We start from the raw sequence: 25,833 nt of genomic DNA on the forward strand, positions 1-25,833 counted from the left end.
ATACCCGACAATGTCGTCCATCATAGATATATAGCCAAAGCTCCTCATTCAACATGAAACTTGAACTGCAACCACTCAATAACGTTGAAGTATTCTCGGGTGCCGAATACCAATGGAACGCAACGACAAACGATCCGCAGTTTGCCATTGCGGGTTGGGAGCACATGCGTGGACGCACCGTACATCTGTCTTTTACGCTAGCAACGGGCAAGGCGCCGAAGACGCCATGCATGCTGTATGTCGACAAGGGCGACGGCATGTCGGAACAGGGTGCGGTCTGGCTCCGCGCGGACGCCAACGACCATGTGGACCAGACCATCTCGTTCCCATGGACGCTGCGTGCGGTGCGCTTCGATCCGCTCGCGTTTCCCGGGCCGTTCTCGTTGAACGACTTCGCGCTGGTGGTCGACGAAGACTCGTTGCCGTTCGGTGAAGCAGACGAGGCCGCGCTTGCCCAGGCCGACGCGGTGGCCGCGCTCGGCACCCCGCTGCCGGCTACCTACGAGAACTGGATTGCGATCAACGAGGTGGCGGCGGATCGCTATCCGGGTCTGGTGGAAGCGGCGCGCGAGTGGCAGCGCCAGCCGCTCATCAGCCTCGTGATGCCGACGTACAACTCGCCGGCCGAGTATCTGCGCAAGGCCATCGATTCGGTCGTCGATCAGATCTACACGAACTGGGAACTGTGCATCGCGGACGACAAGTCCACGCAGCCCCACGTGAAGGAAATTCTCGACGAGTACGCGGCGCGCGACCCCCGCATCAAGATCATCTACCGCACGGCCAACGGTCATATCAGCGCGGCGAGCAATAGTGCGCTGGCGTTGGTCAGCGGCGAATACACCGGCCTGCTCGATCACGACGACGAGTTGCATCCTCTGGCGCTGTACTACGTGGCGGAGTTGATCGAACGCGAGCCGCAGGCCGCGTTGATCTACAGTGACGAGGACAAGGTCACGATCGAAGGCAAGCGCTACGATCCGTATTTCAAGTGCGATTTCAACTACGACCTGTTCCTCAGCCAGAACATGATTTCGCATTTCGGCGTCTACAAGACCGCCGTGTTGCGGCAGGTCGGCGGCTTCCGCGAAGGCCTGGAAGGCTCGCAAGACTACGATCTCGCGCTGCGTGTCATGGAAGCGGCCGGCCCGCAGGCAATCCACCACATCCCGCGCGTGCTGTATCACTGGCGCGTGCTGCCGGAAAGCACCGCGTCCGGCGCGGAAGCGAAGCCCTACGCGACGATCGCCGCGGCCCGCGCGGTCCAGGAGCACCTCACGCGCAGCAAGATCGCCGGGACGGTGCGATCCGCTGACGACGCGGTGATGTACCAACGGATCGTCTACGCGTTGCCCGAGCAGGAGCCGCTGGTCGAAATCATCATTCCGACGCGCGACGCGGCCAATCTCGTCAAGCAGTGTGTCGACTCCATCAAGGAGCGCACCACGTACCGGAACTACCTGATCACCATCATCGACAACGGCTCGGTCAAACCCGAAACCTTCGATCTGTTCAGGAGCTACGAAGGCGACCCGCGTATTCGCGTGGTGCGCGACGACTCGCCGTTCAATTACTCGGCCCTCAACAACCGCATCGCGCTCGCGAGCGAGGCCGAGTTCGTCTGCCTGCTGAACAACGACATCGAAGTGATCACGCCGGAATGGCTGAGCGAACTCGTTTCGGTCGCGCTGCAAGACAATGTGGGCGCGGTGGGCGCGAAACTGCTCTACCCCGACGACACCATCCAGCATGCCGGCGTTTATCTCGGCATGGGCGGGCTGGCAGGCCACGGCCACAAGTATCTGCCTCGCAATGCGCCGGGCTACTTCTGCCGGGCGGTGCTGCGCAATGCGGTCAGCGCGGTCACTGCGGCGTGCCTGGTGATCCGCACGAGCATCTACCGTGAAGTGCGCGGACTCGACGAGGGTCTGGTCATCGCCTTCAACGACGTCGATTTCTGCCTGCGCGTGCGCGACGCCGGCTATCGCAACGTGTGGACCCCGTTTGCCGAGTTGTACCACCACGAGTCCGCTTCCCGCGGTTATGAAGATACGCCCGAGAAGATGGCGCGCTTTGTCGAAGAAATCGAGTTCGTGAAGAAGCGTTGGGGCGACGCCTTGTGGAACGACCCGTTTTATTCGCCCAATCTGTCGATCGACTCGACCGACTTCGTGATGACCATGAGCCCGCGTCTCGCGGGCCATCAATAACACCATGCCATTGACCAAAGACTGGGCCACGGAGTGCCGGCATCCGTCTCCCACCGTACTGTTTGCGCTCCCCAACGCAATCTATTTTCTGTTGAAGTTCCGGTCCGACCTCGCATCGTTCGAGCATCAAACGGTCGAGAGCCGGATCACGTTGTATTTCTGGTGGAAGGCTTACGGCGAGCGCGACTATCCGGATTTCGAGTGGGTGCTCGGCGAGGCGGATGTCGCGTATGTCGCGCAACTGGACACGCAGACGCTGGTCGACAAGTTTCCGCAGGCCGTCAGCTTCTGGCTGGCTGGCAATGCGCCCGATATTCTGGATGACAAAGCATTGCTCGAGACGCTGCTGCGCAGCGATCTGGAGATCGGGCCGACGCGCGCCCGGCTGCCGCGCGTCATGACCTTGCTGATCGACGCGCGCGCGGACCTGCGCGCCAACCTCGATCTCGGCGCGTTCTCGGGTCAACTCGCCGCTTTGAGCTGGTGGGAAACGCATGGCCAGTTTGAATATCCGCGCCTGTCATGGTCACCGAATCCGGTCTGGGACAGCCTGAACGAGCTGGGTAGCAAGCATCACCCCACCCAGATCGACGTCCCGGCCTTCCTCGAACTGCTGGTCAACAGCCGCCCCGACCTGCGCTCCAGCATGGACATGACAACGTTCGCCGGACGCCTTGGCGCATTGATCTGGTGGGACGAACACGGCAAGTTCGAGTACCCGAGGCTGGTCTGGCAAACCTCCACTGCCATTCTTCAGCTGAACGAGATCGAGCCCGACGAGCGAGGCACGCTGATCGATATTCCGCGTTTCGTCGCGCCCCTCGTCAGCGGTCGACCGGACCTGAGGAGCATGATCGACCTCAGTAGCTTCAAGGGCCGCTTCAGCATGCTGTTGTGGTGGGATACGCACGGCAAGCGCGAATACCGCCGGCTGGACTGGCCGACGGCGAAGATTTTCGACCGTCTGAACGAACTCGATAACGGCGATGAACGCGGGCTGCTCAAGACACCGCATTTTCTCCCGCTTCTGATCGAAAGCCGGCCGGATCTGCAGGCGCTCTTCGACCTCGACACGTACCTCGGCCGCCTCGACGTGATGCAGTGGTGGATGGGCGGCGGCAAACAGGAATATTCGAGTCTCCATTGGCCGATTCAGGAAACGCTCGACGACCTGCTGCGCACGGACTCGATGCCTGCCGCTGCGATCCCGTTGCCCCGACTCCTGCTCGGCATCCGTGAGAACCGGCCCGACCTGACTGAGGCCTTCGACATCACGACGCTGCAAGGTGCATTGGGCCTCGTTGCGTGGTGGTACACGTCCGGCCGGCTCGAATATCTGCAATTGCGGCACCTGCGCCTCTTGCCGACCGAGATCCGCGATCAGGCGGTAACACAGCTCAGTGACCAGCAGCCTCGCATCCAGATGCGGCCGTTCGGCGTGAATATCGTGGGCTTCCCGCAAGGCGTGCTCGGTCTCGGCGAAGACGCGCGGATGGCCGCGCAGGCCATGCAGCTCGGCAATATCGACGTTGCGCTCATCAATGCACCGATGAGCGGACCGGCCCGGATCGATACGTCCGTCAACCACCTGCTGCGCGACGAACCCGACTATCAGGTCAGTCTGTTCTGCCTGCCGCCGCCGGAGATGGTGCGGCTCGCGCTCGAAGGCGGGCGCCGCATGATCGAGTCGGACACGTACCGGATCGGCGCGTGGCCGTGGGAACTGCCTCACTGGCCGAGTGCGTTCGGGCAAGCCCACGCGTTCGTTGACGAGATCTGGGCGCAGAGCCGTTTCGTTGAAGCCGTGTATGCGAAACTGGGCCGCACCAAGGTGCGGCACATGCCCATGGCCGTGGTCATTCCGACGCCGCAATCCATTGACCGTCAACGCTATGGCCTGCCGAAGGACGACTTCCTGTTCTATCTGATGTTCGACGGCAATTCGTGGCTGACGCGCAAGAACCCGGTCGCCGGAATCATGGCGTTCAAGCAGGCTTTCGCGAAAGAAACCAGCGGCGTCGGCCTTGTCATCAAGGCGATGAACGTTCGCGGCGACGACCCGACATGGCAGCAGGTGCTCGAACTGGCGGCTGCGGACGAACGCATCCATATCGTCTCCGAGCGGCTGAACCGGCAGGACACGATCGACTTCATGGCCTGCTGCAACGCGTACATCTCGCTGCATCGCAGCGAAGGCTTCGGTCGTGTGATTGCCGAGGCAATGGCCTTGGGTCAGCCGGTCGTCACCACCAATTTCTCGGGCAACGTGGACTTCTGCGACGAGCAGACTGCATTCCTCGTCGACGGCGAACTGGTGCCGCTGCGCCCTGGAGACTATCTGTTCCACGAAGGACAGTACTGGTGCGATCCTGACGTAGGGATTGCCGCCGGCCAGATTGCCCGCGTCTTCGGCGACGCCAATCTGCGCGAGGGCATTGCCCAGGCGGGTCGTGAACGTATCGAAAGAGACTATTCGATGGCGGCGGTGGCGCGCGCGTATGCGCAGCGTCTCAATGAAATTCGACAAACAGTGAGCGCGCGATGAGACTCCTGATCTGTGCACCGGACATCTTTGAAGGCGACGCCGTCGGCAACCATTGCCTCGGGCTGGCTGCGATGGCTGAGCGCGCAGGTTGGGAGTCGCGCGCGTACGCGAAGGACTTCGACGCGGCGATCTCAAAGGTGCGGCCAATCGAGACGCTCTTCGCAGAAGCCACGAGCGAGGATCTTCTGTACGTCAGCTATTCGATCTTCGCGCCGAATCTCGATCGATTGCTGGCCTTGCCGTGCAGGAAGATCTGCTACTACCACGGCATCACCGATCCCGCCTTGCTGCGTGAATTCGAGCCGGTGACGGCCGACTTGTGCGAGCAGGCCTTTTTGCAGCTGCCGAAGTTGGCGGGCTTCGATCTCATCGTCACCAACTCGAAACATGTGGCGCAGGATCTCGCACCGTATGTCGACATTGCGAGCATCGTGGTCATTCCACCCGTGTTCGAGACGCTGCCCACTCTTGCGGACAGCGCGGTCGCGCGCCCCACCCCGGACCTTTTCAACATGCTGGTGCTGGGCCGTGTCGTGCCGCACAAGCGGGTTGAAGATGCGATCGAAGTACTCGCGCATGTCGTCGAAGGTGGCGTCGATGCGACGATGACGATCGTCGGCAGCATGCCGAACTACGATTACAGCAAATTCCTGCTCAAACGCGCTCGCGCGCTTGGCGTGCTGACGCGGATTGATTTCACCGGCATGGTCGACGACGCGGATCTGCTGTCGAGTTATGACCGAGCTTCGCTGTTGCTCTCGATGAGCCGCCACGAGGGCTTCTGCATCCCCGCGCTGGAAGCGATGCATCGCGGCATTCCCGCCGTGGTGCGAGCCGGTCACGCGGCCGCCGAAGTGGTCGACGACGCCGGCCTGGTCAGCGATATCAGCGAGACAGCGGAGCAGATCGCCGCGCGGATTATTGCGCTGCGCAACGATGCATCGCGTTGGAACGCATTGACACAGCACGCGCGCGAGCGCGCCGGCAATCTGCTGCAACTTACGTCCTGGCGGCATTGGTCGGAAGTGTTCGACGGGGTTTGTCGCCGCACGGGCTGGTGAGAGTCGTGTAACGAGTGTCGGCCCGAGGGTCAGCGGCCCCGACCCTCGTGCCCCGATCGAACAATGAGCACGGGAATTGCTCCACTAGAAGAAGCGCCTCACAATTCAGACTGCGCGCCCCCAATCAGCAAGCGACTCGGTAGCACCGGCAATGAAAGCTCAACCCAAAATTCTGGTTACCACTTACCACTCCGCTTTTCTCGCCAAGGGCGGGGGCGAATTCGAAATCGTCAGCCTCGTCGACAGTCTGAAGAAACAAGGCTACATCGCCGATATCTACGGGCCGTTTTCGCAGTCCATCGACAACTACGACGTCGTTCTGCATTTCTCCGTACACGGCGGCGGACTCGAATTGCTACGCTCCGTCGCAGCGGCGGGCAAGCCGATCGTGCTATGGCCCAACCTCTGGATCAACGCCGAACAGCCCCCGTCCCCCGAGATGATCGCTGAGCACGTGAGGCTCGCGAAATATATCGTCTTCAAATCGGTGGCCGAGAAAGAGCATTTCTGCTCGCACTTTCCCGCGCCCGAAGAAAAGATCCGGCTGGTGCCCGCCGGCGTCGACGTCGTGTTCACGAAAGACGCGCCGCCCGGACTGTTCCGCACGATGTACGACCTCGACGAATACGCGATCTGGTTCGGCGTGATCGAGCCCAGCAAGAATCAGCTGCTGGCGATCCGGGCGCTACGCGACAGCGGCATGCCGCTGGTGTTCGTCGGCCGCTCGCGCAATCGCGCCTACTATGAGATGTGCCGCCGCGAAGCGCCGGCCAATTCCCTGTTCATCGACGGCCTGCCGTACCGGTCGGAAATCATGCGCGCGGCGTTGCAGGAAGCGAGCTACTACATAGAGATTTCGAAAGAGCCGGCCGGCCTGTCGGCGATTGCCGCCGGGCTCGCCGGTTGCCGGCTGGTGTTAAGCGACTCGGCGTGGACGCGCGAACACTTCGACGGCTTTGCGCAGTTCGTCGATCCCGACTCCGAGACCAGTGTGCGTAGCGGCGTGGCGGCGTGCCTCGCGTCGAATCCGCACATGCAGGAGTTGCGCCGGCATTTGCAGAAACACTGCCTGCCGGACGCCATCATTCCGTTGCTGAATGTCTTCGACGAAGCGGTAGCGATGCCATGATGCTCTACCTGTTCCGTCATGGGAAATCACACGCGAATACCGCGCGGCTCGTCACGGGCACGCCGGCGGATACGCTCGTCGACGAAGGCCGGCGCCAGGCCGAAGCAATGCAACGCTGGCTGGATCAGGTGCAACTGGATGCGGATCACTTCTTCACTAGCACGTGGCAGCGCGCACAGGAAACCGCGCGCCTGATGTTTCCGCGAGCCGAATGGCGGATCGACGCGCGTCTCGGCGAGACCGATGCGGGTTCGGTGGCCGGGTGGCCGCTCGTGGAATTCGTCGCACGGCAGCCAGGGTTCTACCACAACAACGCGACGCCCTACCCAGGCGGCGAGTCTCATGAAGACCTGAACCGGCGCGTGATGAACTGGCTCGAAGAGCTGCTGGCGCAACAGGCGGCCGACGCGCGGATCGTGGTGGTCGCGCATTCCGGGCCGATCGCGTGCCTGATTCAGCATGCGCTCGGCATCGGCATGGAGCGGTTCCCGGTGCTGCTGCCCGCGCATGCGAGCCTGACGGTCATCGAGTATGCGGACGGCGGCGCACATGCCGACGCAAACGCGCGCAAGGCGACGCTGAAGGGCTTCTCGCTGACGCCGGCCGAAACCGCAGCCCCCATGCTGACCCCAACGAGGCAATGAGAGATGATGAAGGTGTTGGCACTCCAGCGGGTTTCCCACGTTGCGGCGGATGCGCTGTCGCTGTCCGTGGAAGCGCGTGTCACCGAGGCATTGGACTACCTGACCGATCAGGGTCAACTCGTCTATGCCGCGATCGCTGAGAACCATGATCGCGTGCACGCGGCGCTGAACTGGGCCGACGTGCTCATTCTGAGCAAGCACAGTTCGCATGCTGCCGTGGAAATCGCCACGCAGGCCAAGAAGCGCGGTCTGCGCGTGATCTACGACGTCGACGACTGGATCTTCTCATTCCCGTCGTATAGCAACGCGAAGAAAATGTCGCGACAACTCGACGCGATTCAGGCGCTGATCGGACTCGCGGACGTCGTGACCGTGGCGAACAAGAATCTGTATGCCGGCATCAAGGAGTATTGCGAGCACCCCGTGCTGCTGCCGAACGGCATGTATGTCGAGAAGTACATTCCGGAGAAACGGGGCTGGGAAAATGCCGAGTCCGATCCGCCGAGAATCGTGTTCACGAATGCGGATCTCATCAAGGTGCACAACAGCAAGGAAGTGCTGCTGAGAGTGCTGCAGGACTTCTTTCATCTGCACCCGGAATACACGCTGGATTTCTACGGCGACCCTTTCCCGGAAATCTTCTCGCTGCCGTTTCTGCACTACACGAGCCGCAAGCAGTACGCCGATTACGTGCAATCGCTGATCGCGGGCAATTACGCGTTCTCGATCACGCCGCTGGGCGGCGCGGAAGATGCGGAGAGCCTGTTCTTCAACAGTTGCAAGAATCCGTTCAAGTACCTCAATTACGGCACTGCGCGAGTCGCGGGCATCTATTCGCGCAGCCCGATCTACGAAGACTGCATCGAGCACGGACGAACCGGCCTGCTGGTCGACAACACCTACGAGGCCTGGCTCTCGGCGATGGAGTCGATGGCGGCGGACGCTCAGTTGCGCCGCGACATCCGCGAACGGGCGTACCAGGACGTGCACGACCGGCACCATATCCGCTTCAGCGCTGAAGTCCTGACTTCCGTGTTGACGAACTGAAGCCGGAGAGACGAGATGCGCAAATACGGAATGTACGAGCCGCTCTATCAGCCCGGGCAGCAATTGTCGAGCGACGCATTCCTGCCGCTCGAGATTCGCGACAACCGGGCGGCGGCGTGGCGCGAGTTCAGGATGCTGGTCGATCTGTACCGCAGCGGGGTCCATTTGAAGCACGCCGCCACCGGGCTCTTTTCACCGAAGTTCACGCTGAAGTCCAGGGTTAGCGCCGAGCAATTCACCGCGTTCGTGGATACGCAGCCTGACTGCGACGTGTGGTTCATCAATCCGTTTCCGCAGCTTGCATATTGGTCGTTCAATGTGTGGATGCAGGGCGAGCACGCGCATCCCGGCTTGCGGCAAGCGGCCCAGGCACTGCTGGATGCATCGGGAATCGACTGGCAGTTGAACGATGTGCCGCGCCAGGGTCACGGCACGCTGTCCTACTGCAATTTCTGGGTCGGCTCGCCGCGCTTCTGGGATGCCTATGTCGGACAGGTTCTCGTACCTATCGCCGACTTTCTGGAGAACAACGCGGATCACCCGGCCGCGCGCGCCGTGATGCTGGACACCACGCATACCGATCCGGCGCCGTTCCTGCCGTTCATCGTCGAACGGCTGTTCAGTACTTATCTGTCGCTGACGCCGCAATGCAAGGTGGCGTCGTATGCGATTTCCTGCGAGCAGGTCGCGGACTACTGCATCGACGACTTCGAACGCCTGCTGGTTCGCAACATGCGACCTCTGGTGGAGCGCGCGGACATGTCTGGCGTCTTCGATCAGCGGCTCACCGGGCAGATGGATTTCATGTGTGCCATCTGGCAACAGCATTTCTTCGACGTCTACACGCAAACGCCGCACCCACACACCGGCAGATTAATAGCGCCGCCTGTTTGACAGCTTAGTTCGGCTATGATGAGGGCTCGGTAAGAATCTGGAAGTCTCTTCAAGCAGGAGAACCCGATGTCTGCATGCCGTACCCCCCTCACCCGCAAGCACAAGCTCCTCGCCGGGCTGGATCAGAAAAGCAGTCTTGGCCTGGAGATCGGGGCGCTATGCCGCCCGTTTCTTCTCAGGGACGACGGGCCCGTCATCTATGTCGATCACGCCAACACGCAAACACTGCGTGAAAAATACCAGAACGACCCTAATGTGAACGTGGACGCCATCGTCGACGTCGATGCCGTATGGGGCGCCAACACGCTTCTGCAAGCATTGGGCGGCAGGCACGTCGACTACGTGGTCGCTTCGCATGTGGTCGAACACGTGCCGGACCTCATCGCGTGGCTGCACGAGTTGCGCTCGGTGTTGAATCCCGGCGGCGAGGTCAGGCTGATCGTGCCGGACAAACGCTTCACGTTCGATTACTTCCGCGAAGAAACGCGGATCCCGGCGGTCCTGCACAGCAACCTGGTCGGCGCACGGGTTCCGCAACCGCAGGTCCTGATCGACTACTGCATCAACGTCGCAAAAGTGGATTGCGCGTCAGCCTGGAGAGCGCCGCTCGACCCGTTCGCGGTCGAACGGCATCACGATCTCGACACCGCATTGGCGGTGGCGCAGGATTGTCTGCAGAATGGCGCCTATCACGACGTGCACTGCTGGGTATTTTCGCCGCGCTCGTTCGCTCGCCTGTTTCGTGAAATGGCGGAACTCGGGCTGATCGACCTCGCGTGCGGCAACTTTTTCGACACCGAGCGAAACGATATGGAGTTCTTCGTTTCGCTCAAACCGTCCAACGACAGGTCGCAGACGGTCGAGAGTTGGCGCCGGATGGAAACGCAAGCTCGTGACGATGCGCCCGGTCGTCCGTTCTGGAAAGCCCGGCGTGCATTGCGATTCGCAGCCCAACGCCGCTGAGTGTGGCCGGTGAGCCGGGGCCAGGTGAGCCCGGCCACCAGAAGCGGCCCGTGCGAACACACGCCTAGCGGAAAATATTCCGCTGATACAGCGCTACGTCCCTGATGCCGAATGCACCGCACGCGTTCGGGTCGGCAAGCGTCATTTGCAGCCCCTTGACCCGTTCGAGCGTGAGCCAGCGAGGATACGCATCCAGCGGGACGATCAGCACGCCGTCGTCGGCGGTGAAGGTCAAACGGGCTGCATCGGCCGGACCCTGTTGCTGGTCGCCCCACCATGCGATTTTGAATCGCGGCGTCGCGCGACGGTCCACGCAGGAAAACTCAAAACGAAGCATGCCCGCGGCATGACCGGACACGCCGAGTGCGGACAGATCGAAGCTCAATTGCGAATTGCCGCCCGTGACCTTATAAAGGCCGGATTCCTGAGTCAGATCGCGCAAGGTCGGCGCCGGCGCGTCGAGCGACGCGACCCGTGTCATCTTCTTCGAGAGCGATTTGTCCGAACGTCCCCAGGCCACCGGAATCTTGCCCAGCTCAGGCGTCGCGAACGACGCGTCCTGCAACGTCCACCGGTACTCCGCTTGCAGCGCAGGCTCAAGCGTCACGTCGACGACGCCGGGATACCCTGCCTGTGCCGGATCGAGCGGGCCACCGTCGAGCCAGATCGCATGCTGTTCAGTGGATATCTTCGTGACGCTGCGTGTCTCGCCATTGCGCAAACGAACCGGCGTGCCCGGCGCGAACGCGACAATCGGCGTGCTTGGGTCTAGCGACAATGCGGCTTCGCTGCGGCTGACGCCCCTGTCCCACCTGTCGTCCGTCAGGTTGCGTATGCCAGCCGTCAACCGTTGCCCCTGCTGCGCGATCATCGCCGGCGCGCTCAAGCCGAGAATGACGCCGTCCGCCCACACCGGCGTGTAGTGATCCATTACGAACCGGTACAACACGGGGTCTCGTAATGCGAGTCCGCCGCCGTCATACGTAATGTTGTCCGCCGACAGCAGCGCGATGCTGGGCAAGTCGCGCTCCAGCCTCGCGACCGCTTGCTGCTGTTGCCGAACCGGCGCCATGTTGTATGGCGCCGTGACGGCCATCGTCACCGGGCGGCCGAAATAGAAAGTCTGTGCGTTGTGCGAGGTCAGATCGAGGTAGCCCACGCCCGGCGCGAGCTTGCTGTTGAGCAGCGTGTTGAGCTTGACGAGCCGCGCCCATTGGTCGTCCTGCACCATCCCCTGGCCGACGTTGGGCATACCCCAGTCCACGCCGTTTTTCATCGGCAACACGGGAATGGACGGCGCCGCGGAAAACACCGCCGTATAAAACGCCAGAGTCGTGTAATTCAACGTCGCGCTCATTCCCGCGACGAGCACGATCAACGCCGTGCGGTTGAACCGGAGCGTCGAGTGCCACGCGACAATCGGAATCAGCACGGACCAGCCGAAAATGGCCGCGAGCCCCGCACGGGACATATCGCCCGCATCGATGCGTCCCATCGAATAGGGTGTCAGCAGTAGCGCGAACAGCATCACGACAACCGCCGGCAGGAACGCCGCACTGCGCGTCGCGCGATTCCTGATGCCGGTGTAGACCATGATCAAACAGAAAGCGGGCGCGCCGAGCCACAGCATCCGGATCGCTTCGAAAACCAGGCCGGACTTCGGGCTGCCGGGATTCCAGCTGATCTCCCACGGAATACCATACGCGACCTGATTGATCGGACCGTTGTCGAGTACATAGCGGATCGCGCCGAACAACATGACGCCCAACGGCGTCACCACCGCGAGCACGAGCAGCACGACGCAGACCACCGCGAGCGTCTTCCAGTCTTCGCGCTCGCCACCCCGCCACATGCGCCATACCGCTTCGAGCGCGAGGATGCCGGAGGCGGCGGCGAGCAGCAGACCCGCGGGCGGCACGCCCAGCACCACGATCGTCGCGCTCACGAGCCACACCGCGAGCCAGCGGGCCGGCCGCGCCCGCAGCGAACGGCTGAACCACAGGCACATAAACGGCGTGAAAAACAGAAAAGCCGTTCTGCCGCCGATGAAGAACGTCGAAACCAGCGCCAGACCCAGGCTGCCGGAAAACCCGTAGAGCGCAAAGAAAGCGACGAGCGCGAGCAGCGTCGAACTCAGCCGGGTTGCATCGAAAATACTCGTCGCCGTGCCGTCGTAGAACACAACCGACAGCAGTCCGGGCAGATCGTCCTCCATGAAGCCGTGAGGAGAGATATAGCCGACATACGGCACCACACCCTTCAGGTACGACCACCAGCCGACCAGGTTCTGGCCGAACTCGTAGTCGTTCGGCGAAAGCGAAGGGCCGAGCGTGTTGCCAAACTTGAATGCGATCAGGAGGCCAAACAAGGCGAGCGGCGAGAAGAGGACTTTGTAGCTCTGCCGCTCGTCGCGGCAATAGCCAACATAGCGCCGGAAAACATCGATGACACCCGCGACGGCCAATGCAATCACGAGCCCCTTCAACGCCCAGGTCGTCGGGTATTTGGTGAGCGCGCCGTCAGGCAGCGCGAGCCGCGCCGGATACATCGCGAAGAAAAACAGCGGCAAGCCCAACTGGCCGATCAGGATGCTTTTTGGCAAGACGCGCAACGTCAGTCGCGGCGTGAAGGCCGAAGCCAGCACTGCAAGAAAGAGCACGCCGATCAGCAGATGCGATACTTTGGCGTAGCGTGTCACGTCCACATGGCCGCTCACGCCCACCGGCAAGCGGCCTACCACGAGCGCAATTTCGAGCGGCACGAGCGCGATCAGAAACGCCGAGAACAGGCTCAGCCCGGTCAGCCATGGCGACACCCGCTCGGGCTTTTCCGCCTGCAACCACGCCGACACGCCGAGCACCAGCAAGCCCGCGGCGGAGACAAGCTGGATGGTTCGGTCGATCGACGCGCCAGTGATCAGACCCGCGACCACCACCACTGACGGCACCGACCACCACAGCAACTGCTCCGCAAAATCACGCGCATGCGAACCCTGCGTGCCGTGGTTCTTCAGGGTCCTGATCTGCGCCGACAGAAAGGCCAGACCACCGAGCAGCACCGCCATGAAAAACAGTGGCGCGAACAGATCCTGAAACTTCGTATTCGCGCTCCAGGTGATGCTCCCGACGATGAAATCCGCGTACGCCGGCGCCAGCGTCAAGCGAAGACCCAGCGCCAGGGCTGCGGCGGCCAGAGAGGCCGACGCCACCACCACGCTCGTTTTTTCTGTGTTTGTCAGTTGGTTTGGCATTGAACATCTCTTTCATCGCAGATCCGGCGCGTGCAAGCCGCGCTAGCACTTCACGACGGGTTATAAGCGCCGAAGCACGCCTTGAACAACACTTGCAACACCGAGAGGTTGCCCTTCACGCTGCTGATCTTGGTGGGCACTTCGCCCTTTGGATAGCGACGCGTGGTCGCGACTTCGAGGCAGCGGTAGCCAAGCTTCGGCGCACGATACGACAGGTACGCCAGCAGCTCGTAGGTATCGAACACGTCGCGAAACGGCGCGACGCGCGGGTCGAGCAGCATCTTGCGGCTGTAGGCCCGGAAGCCCTGGGTCGTGTCGGTCCAGTGAAAACCGGAAAAGAGGCTGAGCATCGGCGCATGAATCAGCCGGATCGCCAGATCGCGCGACTTCGGCGTGTTCTCCGCCACGCCGCCGGACAGGTAGCGCGACGCCTGCACGAAATCCACGCCGCGCTTCAACTCGTCGATGAAGCGCGGAATCGCGTCGGGATCGTCTTTGTCGTTTCCGTCGATCGTGACGATACCCTCATAGCCCTGGTCCAGCGCGAACGCGTAAGCGCAGCGCAACTGCGCACTCAGCTTGCCGGGCCCCGTCTTGAGCACCAGCGTGTGCACGCCCTGGCGCTTCAGGAACTCGAGATCGAGCGAACCGTCGGTACTGCCGCCGTCGACGATGATCACATCCGCCGTGGCGGGAATGCCCAGCGCCGCCATCCGCTCGAGCAGATTGCGGATGCGCGCGCCCTCGTTGATCACCGGGATCACCACACACCACGGACTGCGCGGCTCCGACGTGAGCTGAATTCTGAAAGCGGGAACCTGCCAGGCGGCGCGGGCTTCTTGGGACATATCGAGTTTCATTGAAGTCTGTGATCCTTTTTTATTTCACCCTACGCGGGCCGTGATGAGTGCAACGCCTGCGATGATGAACAGGATCCCCGCACCGACGGTCCAGGGAAAAGGCTCACGGAATATCACCACCGACAGGATCGCCACGGTCGCGATCGCGCCGGCCGTCAGTACCGGTTGAGCAACGTTCAGGGGCAGCCTGCCGAGCGCCGCCGCGTACAGCAGAAAAGCCGCGCCGTACAGTGCGAGGCCGAGCCAGAAAGGGCCGTTCTTCAGCGCGCCGACCGGATCGCTGAGACTCGGAAATTGCCTTGGCGGCATCATCGCGATTTTCACCAGCACGCTTGCGGACGCATTCGATGCGATGCCCAGCACCAGAATGAGCCATTTCATGCGGACGCTCCGCCGTCGGCGCGGTAGCATCGAACGGCCTCGCCGACAGCGCGACGCACCGCGTCCACCGCCGAGCCGGATTTCGGCGCCAGCATTTCGATCGACACCACCTGCTCGGGCAGCAACTCGGCCAGCACCTCAGCTACCGCGCGATGGTTCGTCCCGCCCTCGCCGAGCGTGACGAGATTCGGTTCGCTCGCGTGCACGTGGCCGATCAGGTGCGCGTATCGGGTGACAACGTCGCGCGCGTCTTCTGCGTTGATCGTGACCGCCCCCGTATCCAGTTGCATACGGATTGCCGGATGCGCGACGGCCTCCACGACCGTCGCCGTATCGCGGCTGTTGGTCATGAAATTGGCGCCATAGCACGGCGGATTGGGTTCGAGACAAACGAACACGCCCTGCCCGGCAGCGATGTCGCCCAGGCGGCGGAAGAACGTCACCGCGATATCGTGCGCGGCATCGTCGGCAAGACCCGTGCGATCACGATTACGGGGCGAGCCGAATACGAGCCGCTGCGCGCCCAGGCCCGAGCCGATCCGGCACACGGCGCGCAAATGCTCCAGCATCGCTTGCTGCGATTCGGCCGTGCCAAACAGATTCAGCCCGGTTGTCCCGAACAGCAGCGACTGCATCCCCGTGATTGCGATTCCGCGATCGGACCACCACGCGCGAACGCGTGCGATGTCCGCCGCCTCGGCGGTCTTCGGGTCCGGAAAATATTTGCCGGGCGCTACGTCGATCGCGTCGACGCGATGCTGCTGCAAAATGTCCGCGACCAGTTGGTCGTCGGCGACTTCCCAAGCGATGTTCGAAATGGCGATTCTCATGCCTTACCCGCCGATTCGACTGTGGCCTTCAGCGGCTCGGATTGCGCATAAGAGCGCACCGCCTGAATGGTTTCGCGCTTGCTGTACTGATACGAGCCCGTGGCCCCGAACAGACCGGCGTGCACGGTGCGGAAGTCGTAGCTGGCGGGGTGCGTCACCGTCGCCTGATCGAACGGTTTGCCAAAGCCGGCTTCCGAGACCTCTGCCACGGTGACCGGCTCGGCGGTCAGATGCACGAGCTTGAGACCGGCCGTGAGAGCAGTCTGAATGTCATCCCAAAGGTTCACCATCGGATAGAACTGGAACGAGCCCCGGCTATCGATCGCATGCAGATTGTTGTTGTTCAGGAAATCGAAAATAACGTTCTTGCGCAGCCCCGGCCCGACCAGTCCAGGCAGACGAACGATCAAATGACGGGGAAAGTGCGACTCGACGAATTTCTCCAGCAAGCGCCGGTGCAGGCCATAGGCATGCAGACCTTCCTCGTCCACCGGCGTGTTCTCATCGACGCCGAGCGGATTGCCGAACACGTCGACCGTGCTGATCAGCACGAACGTGTCGCACTGAACCGTCGACAGATGATCGATCAGCCCTTCGATCTTTTCGCGGTCTGCTTCCGGTTGTGCATTCGCGATCCACTTCTGAGCCGGCGCTCCCGCACCGACCACGAGGCCAAACGACGACCCGCGGATCTGCTCGATATTGGTCGAACGGAATTGCGCATCGAAATGCTTTTGCTTCAGCAGGGTCGATCCCACAAACCCCGTATATCCAATCAGTGCGTCGCTCATTTGCGTGTTCCCAATACTGTTTGCGTTTGTGAAGTGGAAACGAAGGTCTCCGCGTCCAGCTTCTCAAGCACGTCGTAGATGTTGTCGATCTTGCCGCCCAGGATCGAATACAGGCCATCCGACGCGGCGTATTTCTCGAACAATATCGGACGACCGTCGTCCCCTTCGTTTTTCACGAGAACCGTTTTGACCTCAAAGAGCGATTCGACGTAACGCGCATCATAAACCGCGGGAAAGTAGCGCCCCACATCCCGCACCATGCGGTCCACGCGGCTGTCGCGCGGGTACTCGCTCAATCTCCTGTACGGGTCCTCGCCGGGCGCGTCCATCCAGCTCGAATGCGGTGTGTAGCGCACGTGCGAGAGCGTATGAAGGCCACGGGCCGGAAACGGCATCATCGAGAAAAACGGACCGTCCATCACGGTCACGCCGAGCCCGCGCAATTCCGGCACGGTCTCGACCAGCGCCATCTCGGTGATCTCGTGCTTCAGCTTCGTTTGCGTGCCGCGAAAGTCGCCGGCGAACTGATTCAGGCCGCTATAGGTGCAGTTAAAGACATACCTGGCATGCAGGGTCGAGCGATTCGCGTCGTCGCACTCCAGCGCGAAACCTTCGTCAAGCCGATGAATGTGCACGACTCGCGTGTTCAGCCTGACGTCGATATCGAACCCGGCCAGTTCGCGCCTCGCCCAGTCCGCAAGTTTGGTGGAATCGAATGCATACTCTTCCACCAGAAACACCTGCTCGATCAGACGCGGTTCGAACAGATCGCGAATCTGCTGCGGAGCCGTTTCGAGGCTCGCGCCGATCTCGCGGCAAAACCGTTCGAATTGCCGCGCCGTCACTTTGGAATTGCGCCGCGCGATCGCGTAGACCTTGGTGAAGTCGCGCTTCACCACATCGGGAAAATCGCGGACGAAACGAGGCAGGTTGATACGGCTGCGAAACGCGGTCGTGAAGCTGCGCGGATAGTGATAGCCGTTGTGGACGCGCGCCTGATTGTTGTACGAAGCACGCGCCAGCAATGCCGGCTCGCGCTCGATCAATGTCACCGTTTTCAGGCCGCGCTGCTTCTTGAGGTAAATCGCGATCGCCGTTCCGTAGAAGCCACCGCCGATGACCACAGCATCTTGCATGAGCAGATCCTCCCGTTCACTCAGGAGGAATGCATGGAGTCGTTCACATCCGCGCGGTGTGGCTCAGGCAATCTGACGTCTTCGATATTCAGTTTCTGGCGACGCGTCATCACGGTGCTCGTGAATTCCTGGGCAACATGGTACAGAGGACCTTCGTTGCTCAGTCGCGCCATTTGCAGGATGTACTCGCCAAGCACCAGCAGCACGAGCGAGATCAGAAAGAACATGCCGGATTGCTGCAGCGACAGTGTCACCCAGCCTGGCGCCACGTTCGACTTCATCAAACCGATCGCGATCACGTAGATCGAGTAGACCAGATTCGACACCGCGCCAAACAACGAAAGCGCGGTCACGAGCCGCATCGGCGCCTTGGTGGTCGACACGAGCAGGCGGATACCGCGATCGATACTGTGCGACAGACGCTTCGCATGCGCGGCCTTGGGCAGCGCGCTGTAAGTCAGATTCACGCGTGCAAAACCGCCGGTGGCCGGCAGATAGCGATAAGTCATCGCGGGCATCGGATGCTGCAGCATGAAATTGATCACGCGTTTGCTGAGCAGCCGGTACTGGGGCGCGTCTTTAGCCAGGTGCACGCCGTTGGACCATTTGTACAGCGCATTGAACGCGCTCAGGCAAGTGCGATAGGCCCAGCTTTGCACCGGCTGCTGTTCGTTCGCGGCGAATACGACGTCCGCGCCGCTCGCGGCCTTGTCGAGCATGGTCGGCAGGAACCGGATGTCGTCGGCCAGCGGGTCGACGACCGCAACGAAATCACCGAGGGCATTTTCCAGACCCACCCACGAAGCCGTATCCGAATCGACCTCCTTGGTCAGCGCGTACACCTGCAGATTCGGCAAGCCGCGGTCGCCCGCGAGCTGCTTGAGTGCGCCGACACTCTCGTCCTCGGACGCGTTGTCCACGACAATCAGTTCGTAGTCGCTGACAAGCGTGCTCAGGACCGAGGCTGCGTCCATCAGGATGGGTTCGATATCCCGCGCCTGATTGCGAACGACAAATACAACGGACAAAAACACCGGGAAAAACACTACCTGCCTCCTTGGCAATGACCTGGCCTGCGCGAAACCCTTCCATGAATCTCCGGCGCCGACACCGTGCAGCACATTCAAGCGGCACGATCGACATCTTTACGGCGTGACAGAAGAGTGCAATGCGCAATATATGCGGGGCTTGGGACGGCTCTGGCCGCCTCGGCCGTCATGCACGTTCGTGCAAACAGAGTTGGGAAATTGCTTCCGAACCTCGCCAGGCCCGAAAAATTGAGTCTAACTATGCCGTCAGCGGCTCTTTATCGCAAGTTGTTTCAAACTGTAAGCGGAGCGCGCAACGATGCGCGCAGGCGTGTCCGCACGCGCTGTTAGCGCTCCAATATCTCTTCATAAAGCGCCCGATACGCATTGCCCAGCGCCGGCCCGGAGAAAAGCCGCTCATACCGCTCACGCGCCGCCGCCCCCATCCTTTGGGCAAGCGCTTCATCCCGCACGAGTTGGTTGACCGCCGCCGCAAACTCCACCGGCGACTCGGGCGGCACCACGAAACCCGTCACCCCATGCTCGTTCACATACGACGTGCCCGAGCCCATCTCGCAGCAGACCATCGGCTTGCCGAACATTTCCGCTTCGACGAGCACCATCCCGAACGCCTCCGAGCGCAAATGCGACGGCATCACCAGTGCACGGCAGCCGCTCAGCAACGCGACCTTCTCTTCGTGCGACACCTGCCCTGCGAACACGACGTTCGACGCACCCACCTGCTTCGCCAGCTCCGTGAGCCGCTCCATTTCCGGCCCCGACCCGGCGATGACGATTTTGCAGCCGATCGACGGCGCCGCCTCGATCAACGTGTGCAGTCCCTTGTAGTAGCGCAGCACGCCGAGTGCGAGCACGTACGGCTCGCTGCCGAGCATCAGCCGGTCGAGGCATTGCGGCGCGAAACGGCCCAGTTGCGGATCGTCACGGTAGTCGATGATGCCGAGCGGAATCGCCTTCAGACGCTCACTGTCGACCACGCTGGTCAGCACGGCGCTGCTGCGCGCGTAGACGGCCGAGGTGGCCACCACCGCCGACATCGAACGCAGCGTCGAGCGCATCAACGGCCCGTACACATAGCCGAGCGCGCGCTGGCGCACCACGTCGGAGTGATAGGTCATCACCGCAGGCTTTTTCACGCGTCCGAGCAGATGCAGCACGTCAGCGAACGGCCACGGAAAATGGAAATGCAGCACGTCGGCCTGCTCGGCCTGCGCGCGATACTGCCGCAGCGACTCGAAGCCGCCGAGGTCGCACGAAGCAGGCGCGGCCCACGAGCGTGAGCGCGTCACGACGCCTTCGGGAAACTGGATGTCGCGCGGCACCGGATTCGGCGACAACGTGAAAATCCGCGGATCGACTCCACACGCCCGCGTCGACAGGCTGATCTGGCGGATCGCTTCCTGAAGTCCGCCGGGAGGATCGGGAAAATACGTGCGATAAATGTGAAGAACTTTCATACCGGCGCCGCTCATGCAACCGCGTCCAGCGAAGCCGGCCTGCCGTTGCCGGCGGCATGGCCGCCAAACGTAATTCCGAGCATCTTGTCGAGCCGCGCTTCCCACGTGTTCTCACCGACCGCCGCGCGTGCTTCGTCGGCGCTCAGCTTGCCGCGCGCCAACTGCTTTTCGATGGCCGCGACGAACGCGTCGAGCTCACCGCCCACTTCGAGACCCGCGCGCGGCTCTTTCGCGAAATCGAGCGGGGTCGACACGACCGGCAAGCCGGCCGCGAGGTATTCGTAGAACTTCATGGGGAACATCGAACGGGTGTAGTCGTTGAGCAGCGTCGGCAGCACGCCGACCTGCATGCCGCGCAAGTACTGCGGCAGGATGCGATACGGGCGATAGCCGAGCAGATGCACGTTCGGCAGGCGCGCCAGTTGTGCGAGCAGCTCGCTGCGCTGCCCTTCGCGCTCCTCGCCGATGATGATCCACTGCCAGTGCGGCCGCGCCTGCGCGGTTTGCAGCAGCAACGGAAAGTCGACCTTGAAGTCGGACAGCACGCCGTGATAGACGAGCCGCGGTTCGGGAATCGCGGCAAGCTCGGCGGGCAGCGGACCTTCGCTGCGCGCCTCGCCGAAGTGCGCGTCGTCCACCACGTTGCCGAAGAAATGCGTATTGCGGTTGAACGGCAAGCACACTTCCTTCAGCGACATCGCCGTCGTGAACACCGCCTCGCAGCGGCCGAGCAGCGCCTGCTGCGCGTTACGGAACGCCACGACGTCGACGCCCGGAATCTCGGCGATATCGTCGACGCAGTGATACACGAGCGGCCCGCGCGGCAGCGTCTCGATCGCATCGAGCATGTACGGGTGATACGTCCAGACCACCGGCTTCCTGAAGCGCCGCGATCTCGCGAAGCGCGTCACGGAAAAGCGCAGCAACGCCTGGTTCAACGCGCGCACGAACGGCAGGTGATGCCCGGCCGGCACCATCAGCGGCGACAGCACCCAGACGTTGTCCGCGCGCCGCGGCGGTCCCATCACAAGCGACTGCACACCGCGCCACAGGCGGCGCCACAAACGCTGCCAGTCGCGGCCGCTGCCCACCTTCGGCGAACGGAAGCCGACGCTTTCCACATACAGAATCCGCCAGCCGCGCGCGGCGAGAATGCTCGCCGTGTGCTGCTTGTTGGTCCAATACGGTTCGTCCCAATCGGCGGTGGAAAACAGTACGCAGTCCTGGGCGGCCAATGCGCTTTCGTTGCCCTGAAACTTGCCCTCAACCAACGAACACCTCGACCGCGCGGCCCTGCAAACTCTGGACAATCCGCTCCGAAGCCAGCCCGTCGCCATACGGATTCGCGCGATTGCGCAGCGCAGCGCGGCGCGCCGGATCGTCGAGCCAGCCGCACACCGCGCCTTCGATGCTCGCCGCGGCCTGGCCGGCCAGCGTCGCGAAGCCGGCGTCGACGCCTTCGCGGCGTTCGGTGTGATTGCGCATCACGACCACCGGCACGCCGAAGGTCGGCGCTTCTTCCTGAATGCCGCCGGAGTCGCTGACAACAACAGCGCTGCCGCTGATCAGATAGAGGCTCGTCGGATAGTCGACCGGTTCGATCAGCGCGAGGTTCGCGATGCCGTCGAGTTCGCGATGCACCGGCGCGCGCACGGAAGGATTCAGATGCACCGGAAACACCCAGCGGTAGTCGCTATAACGCTGGCAAAGATCGCGCAGCACGCGGCAGATGTCTTGCAGCACGTCGCCGAAATTTTCCCGCCGATGGCAGGTGACTAGCACATGCTGCTTCTGCGCGCCGTGCCATTCAGGCAACGGACTGCGCGGCGGCGTCTTGCTCCAGCTTTCGCGCACCGCGCCGATCGCATCCACCACTGTGTTGCCGGTCACGACGATCTTCTGCTCGGCCACGCCTTCGCTCAGCAGATTGCGGCGCGCCAGTTCGGTGGGCGCGAAATGCAGCGTCGCGATGCGGCTCAGCAGACTGCGGTTCGCTTCCTCGGGAAACGGGCTCGCGAGATCGCCGGTGCGCAGCCCCGCTTCGACGTGGCCCACGCGGACGCCGCGATGAAACGCCGCGAAACCGGCGCAGAAGGCGGTCGTCGTATCGCCCTGAACGATCACCCAGTCGGGACGCACTTCGTCGAGCGCGCGGTCGAGCGCCGCGATCAGGCGCGACGACAACGCGTTCAGCGACTGCCCCGGGCTCATCGTATCGAGCGTGATGTCCGGTTCGATGCCGAAGAATTGCAGCGCCTGCGCGGCCATATCCTTGTGCTGCCCGCTCGCGCAAACGACCGTGTCGAATTCGCCGCGCAACGCGCGCACGACCGGCGCCAGCTTGATCACCTCGGGCCGCGTGCCCATCACCACCATGACTTTCATTGCAGTGCTTTCCCCGACTCGACCTGCGTGTGTGCGCCCCGGAACTCGACGCCGAGCGTCAACGGGGTCGTTTGACTGGATGGCGTGACGACGCGGAACGCGCCGCCCTCTTCGACGATCTGCGTGAGCGACCTGAAGCGCAGAAAGTCGAGCGCGGCATCCTCGTGCAGGAACAGCGGCTGGCGCGCCTTGCTGCGCATGTACGCGATGAACTGCTCGTGCGCGTCGATCCGCGACGCCTCGTCCTTCCAGCCGTACGCATAGCGCTCGGAGAAAGGATGGTCGAGATAGCCGAACAGCGTGTTGGTGGCGTATGCGTAGTCGAAGGCCTGCTTGAATACGGCGAGCGGATCGCCTTCTTCGAGCATGCATTCGCCATGCAGCATGCACTGCTGGCTGTGCCCAACGAAGCCCGTCGGCATGCCGGCCAGCGCGCCACCGCGCGCCGTCAGAAACTCGGGGTCGTTGCGAATGATCCCGCCGATGCAGCCGTCATAGCCGGCATCGGCGAGGCCACGCATCGCGTACGGCGGCGACTGGTGAAACGGCGACACCGCGTAACGGACCGGCACACCGGTCACCGCCTCGATGAGTTGCGCCGACTGGCTGCCCTCCGCGAGCGCGCAGTCATAACTGCCGCCCCAGTTCGGCGCGTGCGTGGCCGTGTGCGACAGCACCGCGCCCTGTTGCCGGTCGGCGAGCAGTTCGCGAAGAATGCCGTGATGTTCGGTGCGGCTCAGGTTCTGCGAGTTGACGGCCAGGCTGAACGGCACGCCCATGCGCTGATACGCTTGCCACAGTGGACGCGCCGACTCGATGTCTTCGTCGCAATCGAGCCGCGAGGTGATCGCCGCGTCGTAGCCCCATGGCAGCTCGCTCAGGACCGGCTGACACGGCAGCGTGTCCGCGCGGTAGCCCGACACGAATTGCTCGACCATGCGCCATTCGAACGAATCGCACGGGCCGACCGGCCGGTTGAACCACAACACGCTCGAGCCGTCGACATCCCATAGCGCGGCGTAGGCGAACTGCCGCTCGCCGGCCACCTCGAGCGCCGCGAGTTCCGCTTCGGCGGGCACCTGCACCGCTTCCCTGAGCGACCAGATCGAGCCATCGCAACGAATCGCGCCGTAGCCGAGGTTGTTCCACTCGTCGGTGAAATCGAAGCGCTCGAACGGACGATGCCACGGCGCGCCGCCGAGCGTCTGCGCCAAGGCGCCGTAGCGCACCGCCGCCGCGCTCTCGCGCGATGCATGCGCCGGCGCCGCCGCGCTGCGGCTCGCGGCGGGGAGGTTCACCGGCAAGCCGGTCGCCTGATAACCCAGCATATCCGCGAGCGCGATCGGCATGTGGCCGAACACCACGAGCTTGCGCGGCCTCGCGCGCAACCATGCGATCAGGTCCGCGCTCCAGCCATCGGGCGCGTCGACCGCGACCACGAGGTCCGGCGCGCGCTCGCGCACCGTGCTGCGCGTAATCGACTGCGCCTGGGTCGCGCTGACCGAGCGTTGCAGCGCCGCCAGCACGTACTGGCCGGCTTCGGCCGCCGCGTTCGGAAACAGAACGCCGATCATGCGGTCACCACGTGACGGAACTTCGCGCGGCTGCCAACCCGCACGAAATCGTCGTGGCCGACGTAGGCGATCGTGAACGCGTCCTGCCAGAAGTGGCGCAGCTTCGCCGTCGTCTCGTCCGCGTTGGCCGACGGTTCGAGCACGATGCGCAAGGTCGGCGGCGTCGTACGCAGATCGATCTGGAATTCCTGAATGCCGCCGACACGATGGTCCAGCATGTCCTGGATGTGATGGGTCGGATGCGCGACGCCGTTGATCGGCACCACGTCGTGAATCCGCCCGACGACGTCGGTCAGAAAGAAGCCTTTGGCCGTTTCCTGCACGCGCGCGAGGTCGCCGGTCGCGTAGCGGATCAGCGGCATCAGCCTGTTGCGGAAACCGGTGAACACGAGTTCATGCGCGCCGTCCGGGTTGTCTTGCGCTATGCGGCTTTCGGGCCAGCCTTCCGATTCGAGAATCTGGAAGCCGCCTTCATGGCCGTCGAGTTCGTAGGCCATCACGCCGAGTTCGGCGAGACCATAGCGGTCGATCACCCGGCAGCGCAGCGCCGACGCGATCATCTCGCGCGCATGCGGTTCGAGCAGTTCGCCGCTCGATTCGAACACCTGGAAGGCCTTGCCGCCGCCATACTTGCGCTGCACGTAGCAGGCGAGCGCGTACATGGTCGACGGATGCGAGTGCGCGAGATACGGCTTGCGGCGCTTGAGCGTGCGCCACATCTCTTCGAGGCCCTGATCGTCGATGCGGTCGAAGAAAATGTTGCTGCGGTTCATCGCGAAGCATTTGAAGTCTTCGCGCGACGGCCACTCGGGCATCACCTGATCCGGGAAGCGGCACGCGAAGTGCAGCTCCGAGCGATGCCGCAGCTTGCCGATCCGCTCACGGCAGTAGCTGGTGACCGCCGACGAGTAATCCGCGCCCTGCTGATCGTAGTAGATCGTGGTGGAGAGCCCCGTCGAGCCGCCGGTCTTGCACGCGTGATGCCGGCCCGCTTCGAGCGGTCCTGACAAAAGGCGCGGCCCCTGCTCGCGGATGATGTCCTTGGTCAGATACGGCAGTTCTTCCAGATAACGCGCATCCTCCTTGACCTTGGCCGGCTCGAACTGCAAAGCCTTGAACAGGTCGCGGTAATACGGCACCTGCGCGCCGGCGAATTCGAGCATGCCGGCGAGGCGTTCGAGCGCGATGCGGCGGCGATGCGGCATCGGCAGCGTGTAGTGCTCGCGCAGTTCGCGGATTTTGGCCCGCACGTTGCGTTTTTCGCGGTTCTCGGCAATCGGATACGCGATGTAGCCGCCCGCGAAACCCTTCAACGTGCGAAACGGCTGGCGCACGAGCAGGGATTCGGAGTAGCGCAGAAATGGGTGATTAGCTCGCATGAAGTTCGAACCTTGTTACGCCTGTGGCGCGTCTATGTTGCGCCTCGGGTCGCGCCTCTGGGGTGCGCTTGTGGGTTACGCCTGTCTGGCTCGCGCCGGACGCGCCGCGACGCACTCGCAGGCGCTTTCCTGGCAATGATTGTAGGGGCCACGAAGCCTCGCCGGGAAACGGCAAATTCGCTATGCACGGCGCACGACAGGCAATGCGTGCAACGGACGACGGCGCGATGTCCCGCTCCCGCTCATCC

At 62.8% G+C, this 25,833-nt stretch carries 20 protein-coding genes; 8 read left to right on the top strand and 12 right to left on the bottom strand.

Annotation, left to right across the window (positions count from 1 at the left end; translation table 11 throughout):
* The first annotated feature begins 53 nt into the window (after positions 1–53).
* From PQQ53_RS16285 to PQQ53_RS16320, 8 genes are all read left to right on the top strand, one after another.
* The gene (locus tag PQQ53_RS16285; protein ID WP_408324868.1) at positions 54–2,210 is read left to right on the top strand and encodes a glycosyltransferase family 2 protein; all 2,157 of its coding nucleotides are present in this window, start codon (positions 54–56) and stop codon (positions 2,208–2,210) included.
* 4 nt (positions 2,211–2,214) lie between these two features.
* On the top strand, positions 2,215–4,755 hold the full coding sequence (locus PQQ53_RS16290) for a glycosyltransferase family 4 protein (RefSeq protein WP_408324869.1): 2,541 nt from the start codon (positions 2,215–2,217) through the stop codon (positions 4,753–4,755).
* Entirely contained in the window at positions 4,752–5,816 is a 1,065-nt protein-coding gene (locus PQQ53_RS16295; protein WP_408324870.1) for a glycosyltransferase, read from the top strand. Before PQQ53_RS16290 ends, PQQ53_RS16295 begins: the two co-directional genes overlap by 4 nt.
* A 151-nt stretch (positions 5,817–5,967) precedes the next feature.
* The gene (locus PQQ53_RS16300; protein WP_408324872.1) at positions 5,968–6,945 is read left to right on the top strand and encodes a glycosyltransferase family protein; all 978 of its coding nucleotides are present in this window, start codon (positions 5,968–5,970) and stop codon (positions 6,943–6,945) included.
* Entirely contained in the window at positions 6,942–7,589 is a 648-nt protein-coding gene (locus PQQ53_RS16305) for a histidine phosphatase family protein (RefSeq protein WP_408324874.1), read from the top strand. The genes PQQ53_RS16300 and PQQ53_RS16305 overlap by 4 nt, the downstream gene beginning before the upstream one ends.
* Positions 7,590–7,592: 3 nt before the next feature.
* The gene (locus PQQ53_RS16310; RefSeq protein ID WP_408324875.1) at positions 7,593–8,636 is read left to right on the top strand and encodes a glycosyltransferase family protein; all 1,044 of its coding nucleotides are present in this window, start codon (positions 7,593–7,595) and stop codon (positions 8,634–8,636) included.
* Between the two features lie 15 nt (positions 8,637–8,651).
* A complete protein-coding gene (locus PQQ53_RS16315) occupies positions 8,652–9,530 on the top strand; it encodes a hypothetical protein (protein WP_408324876.1) in 879 nt (292 codons plus the stop codon).
* 66 nt (positions 9,531–9,596) lie between these two features.
* Positions 9,597–10,493, top strand: coding sequence for a methyltransferase domain-containing protein (locus tag PQQ53_RS16320; protein WP_408324878.1), 897 nt, complete (start codon positions 9,597–9,599; stop codon positions 10,491–10,493).
* 64 nt (positions 10,494–10,557) lie between these two features.
* Here PQQ53_RS16320 and PQQ53_RS16325 read toward each other — a convergent pair whose 3' ends face one another.
* The 12 genes from PQQ53_RS16325 to PQQ53_RS16380 all read right to left on the bottom strand — a co-directional run bounded on the left by PQQ53_RS16325 (position 10,558) and on the right by PQQ53_RS16380 (position 25,585).
* Positions 10,558–13,743, bottom strand: a complete 3,186-nt coding sequence (locus PQQ53_RS16325; RefSeq protein WP_408324880.1) for a hypothetical protein — start codon at positions 13,741–13,743, stop codon at positions 10,558–10,560.
* A 50-nt stretch (positions 13,744–13,793) separates the two neighbouring features.
* Positions 13,794–14,591: a glycosyltransferase family 2 protein gene (locus PQQ53_RS16330; protein WP_408324882.1), complete on the bottom strand. Its 798-nt coding sequence runs from the start codon at positions 14,589–14,591 to the stop codon at positions 13,794–13,796.
* A gap of 36 nt (positions 14,592–14,627) precedes the next feature.
* Positions 14,628–14,984 (bottom strand): DMT family transporter, encoded by a 357-nt coding sequence (locus tag PQQ53_RS16335; protein WP_408324884.1) that lies wholly within the window; start codon positions 14,982–14,984, stop codon positions 14,628–14,630.
* Positions 14,981–15,814, bottom strand: coding sequence for a sugar phosphate isomerase/epimerase family protein (locus PQQ53_RS16340; protein WP_408324885.1), 834 nt, complete (start codon positions 15,812–15,814; stop codon positions 14,981–14,983). Before PQQ53_RS16340 ends, PQQ53_RS16335 begins: the two co-directional genes overlap by 4 nt.
* The gene (locus PQQ53_RS16345) at positions 15,811–16,605 is read right to left on the bottom strand and encodes an NAD-dependent epimerase/dehydratase family protein (protein WP_408324887.1); all 795 of its coding nucleotides are present in this window, start codon (positions 16,603–16,605) and stop codon (positions 15,811–15,813) included. The genes PQQ53_RS16340 and PQQ53_RS16345 overlap by 4 nt, the downstream gene beginning before the upstream one ends.
* The gene (locus tag PQQ53_RS16350) at positions 16,602–17,741 is read right to left on the bottom strand and encodes an NAD(P)/FAD-dependent oxidoreductase (protein ID WP_408324888.1); all 1,140 of its coding nucleotides are present in this window, start codon (positions 17,739–17,741) and stop codon (positions 16,602–16,604) included. Before PQQ53_RS16350 ends, PQQ53_RS16345 begins: the two co-directional genes overlap by 4 nt.
* Positions 17,742–17,761: 20 nt before the next feature.
* The gene (locus PQQ53_RS16355; RefSeq protein WP_408324890.1) at positions 17,762–18,787 is read right to left on the bottom strand and encodes a glycosyltransferase; all 1,026 of its coding nucleotides are present in this window, start codon (positions 18,785–18,787) and stop codon (positions 17,762–17,764) included.
* Between the two features lie 329 nt (positions 18,788–19,116).
* Complete coding sequence (locus PQQ53_RS16360; RefSeq protein WP_408324892.1) at positions 19,117–20,247, bottom strand: glycosyltransferase; 1,131 nt, start codon at positions 20,245–20,247, stop codon at positions 19,117–19,119.
* A gap of 11 nt (positions 20,248–20,258) precedes the next feature.
* Complete coding sequence (locus PQQ53_RS16365) at positions 20,259–21,518, bottom strand: glycosyltransferase (protein ID WP_408324894.1); 1,260 nt, start codon at positions 21,516–21,518, stop codon at positions 20,259–20,261.
* Entirely contained in the window at positions 21,511–22,632 is a 1,122-nt protein-coding gene (wecB, locus tag PQQ53_RS16370) for a non-hydrolyzing UDP-N-acetylglucosamine 2-epimerase (RefSeq protein ID WP_408324896.1), read from the bottom strand. The genes PQQ53_RS16365 and wecB overlap by 8 nt, the downstream gene beginning before the upstream one ends.
* Positions 22,629–24,206 carry a polysaccharide deacetylase family protein gene (locus PQQ53_RS16375; RefSeq protein ID WP_408324898.1) on the bottom strand — a complete coding sequence of 526 codons (1,578 nt, stop codon included), beginning with the start codon at positions 24,204–24,206 and terminating at the stop codon, positions 22,629–22,631. The genes wecB and PQQ53_RS16375 overlap by 4 nt, the downstream gene beginning before the upstream one ends.
* Positions 24,203–25,585, bottom strand: coding sequence for a phenylacetate--CoA ligase family protein (locus PQQ53_RS16380; RefSeq protein WP_408324900.1), 1,383 nt, complete (start codon positions 25,583–25,585; stop codon positions 24,203–24,205). The genes PQQ53_RS16375 and PQQ53_RS16380 overlap by 4 nt, the downstream gene beginning before the upstream one ends.
* Positions 25,586–25,833 lie beyond the last annotated feature (248 nt).

Origin of the sequence: Paraburkholderia strydomiana (assembly GCF_046030495.1) — a bacterium.
Lineage (GTDB): Bacteria > Pseudomonadota > Gammaproteobacteria > Burkholderiales > Burkholderiaceae > Paraburkholderia > Paraburkholderia strydomiana_A.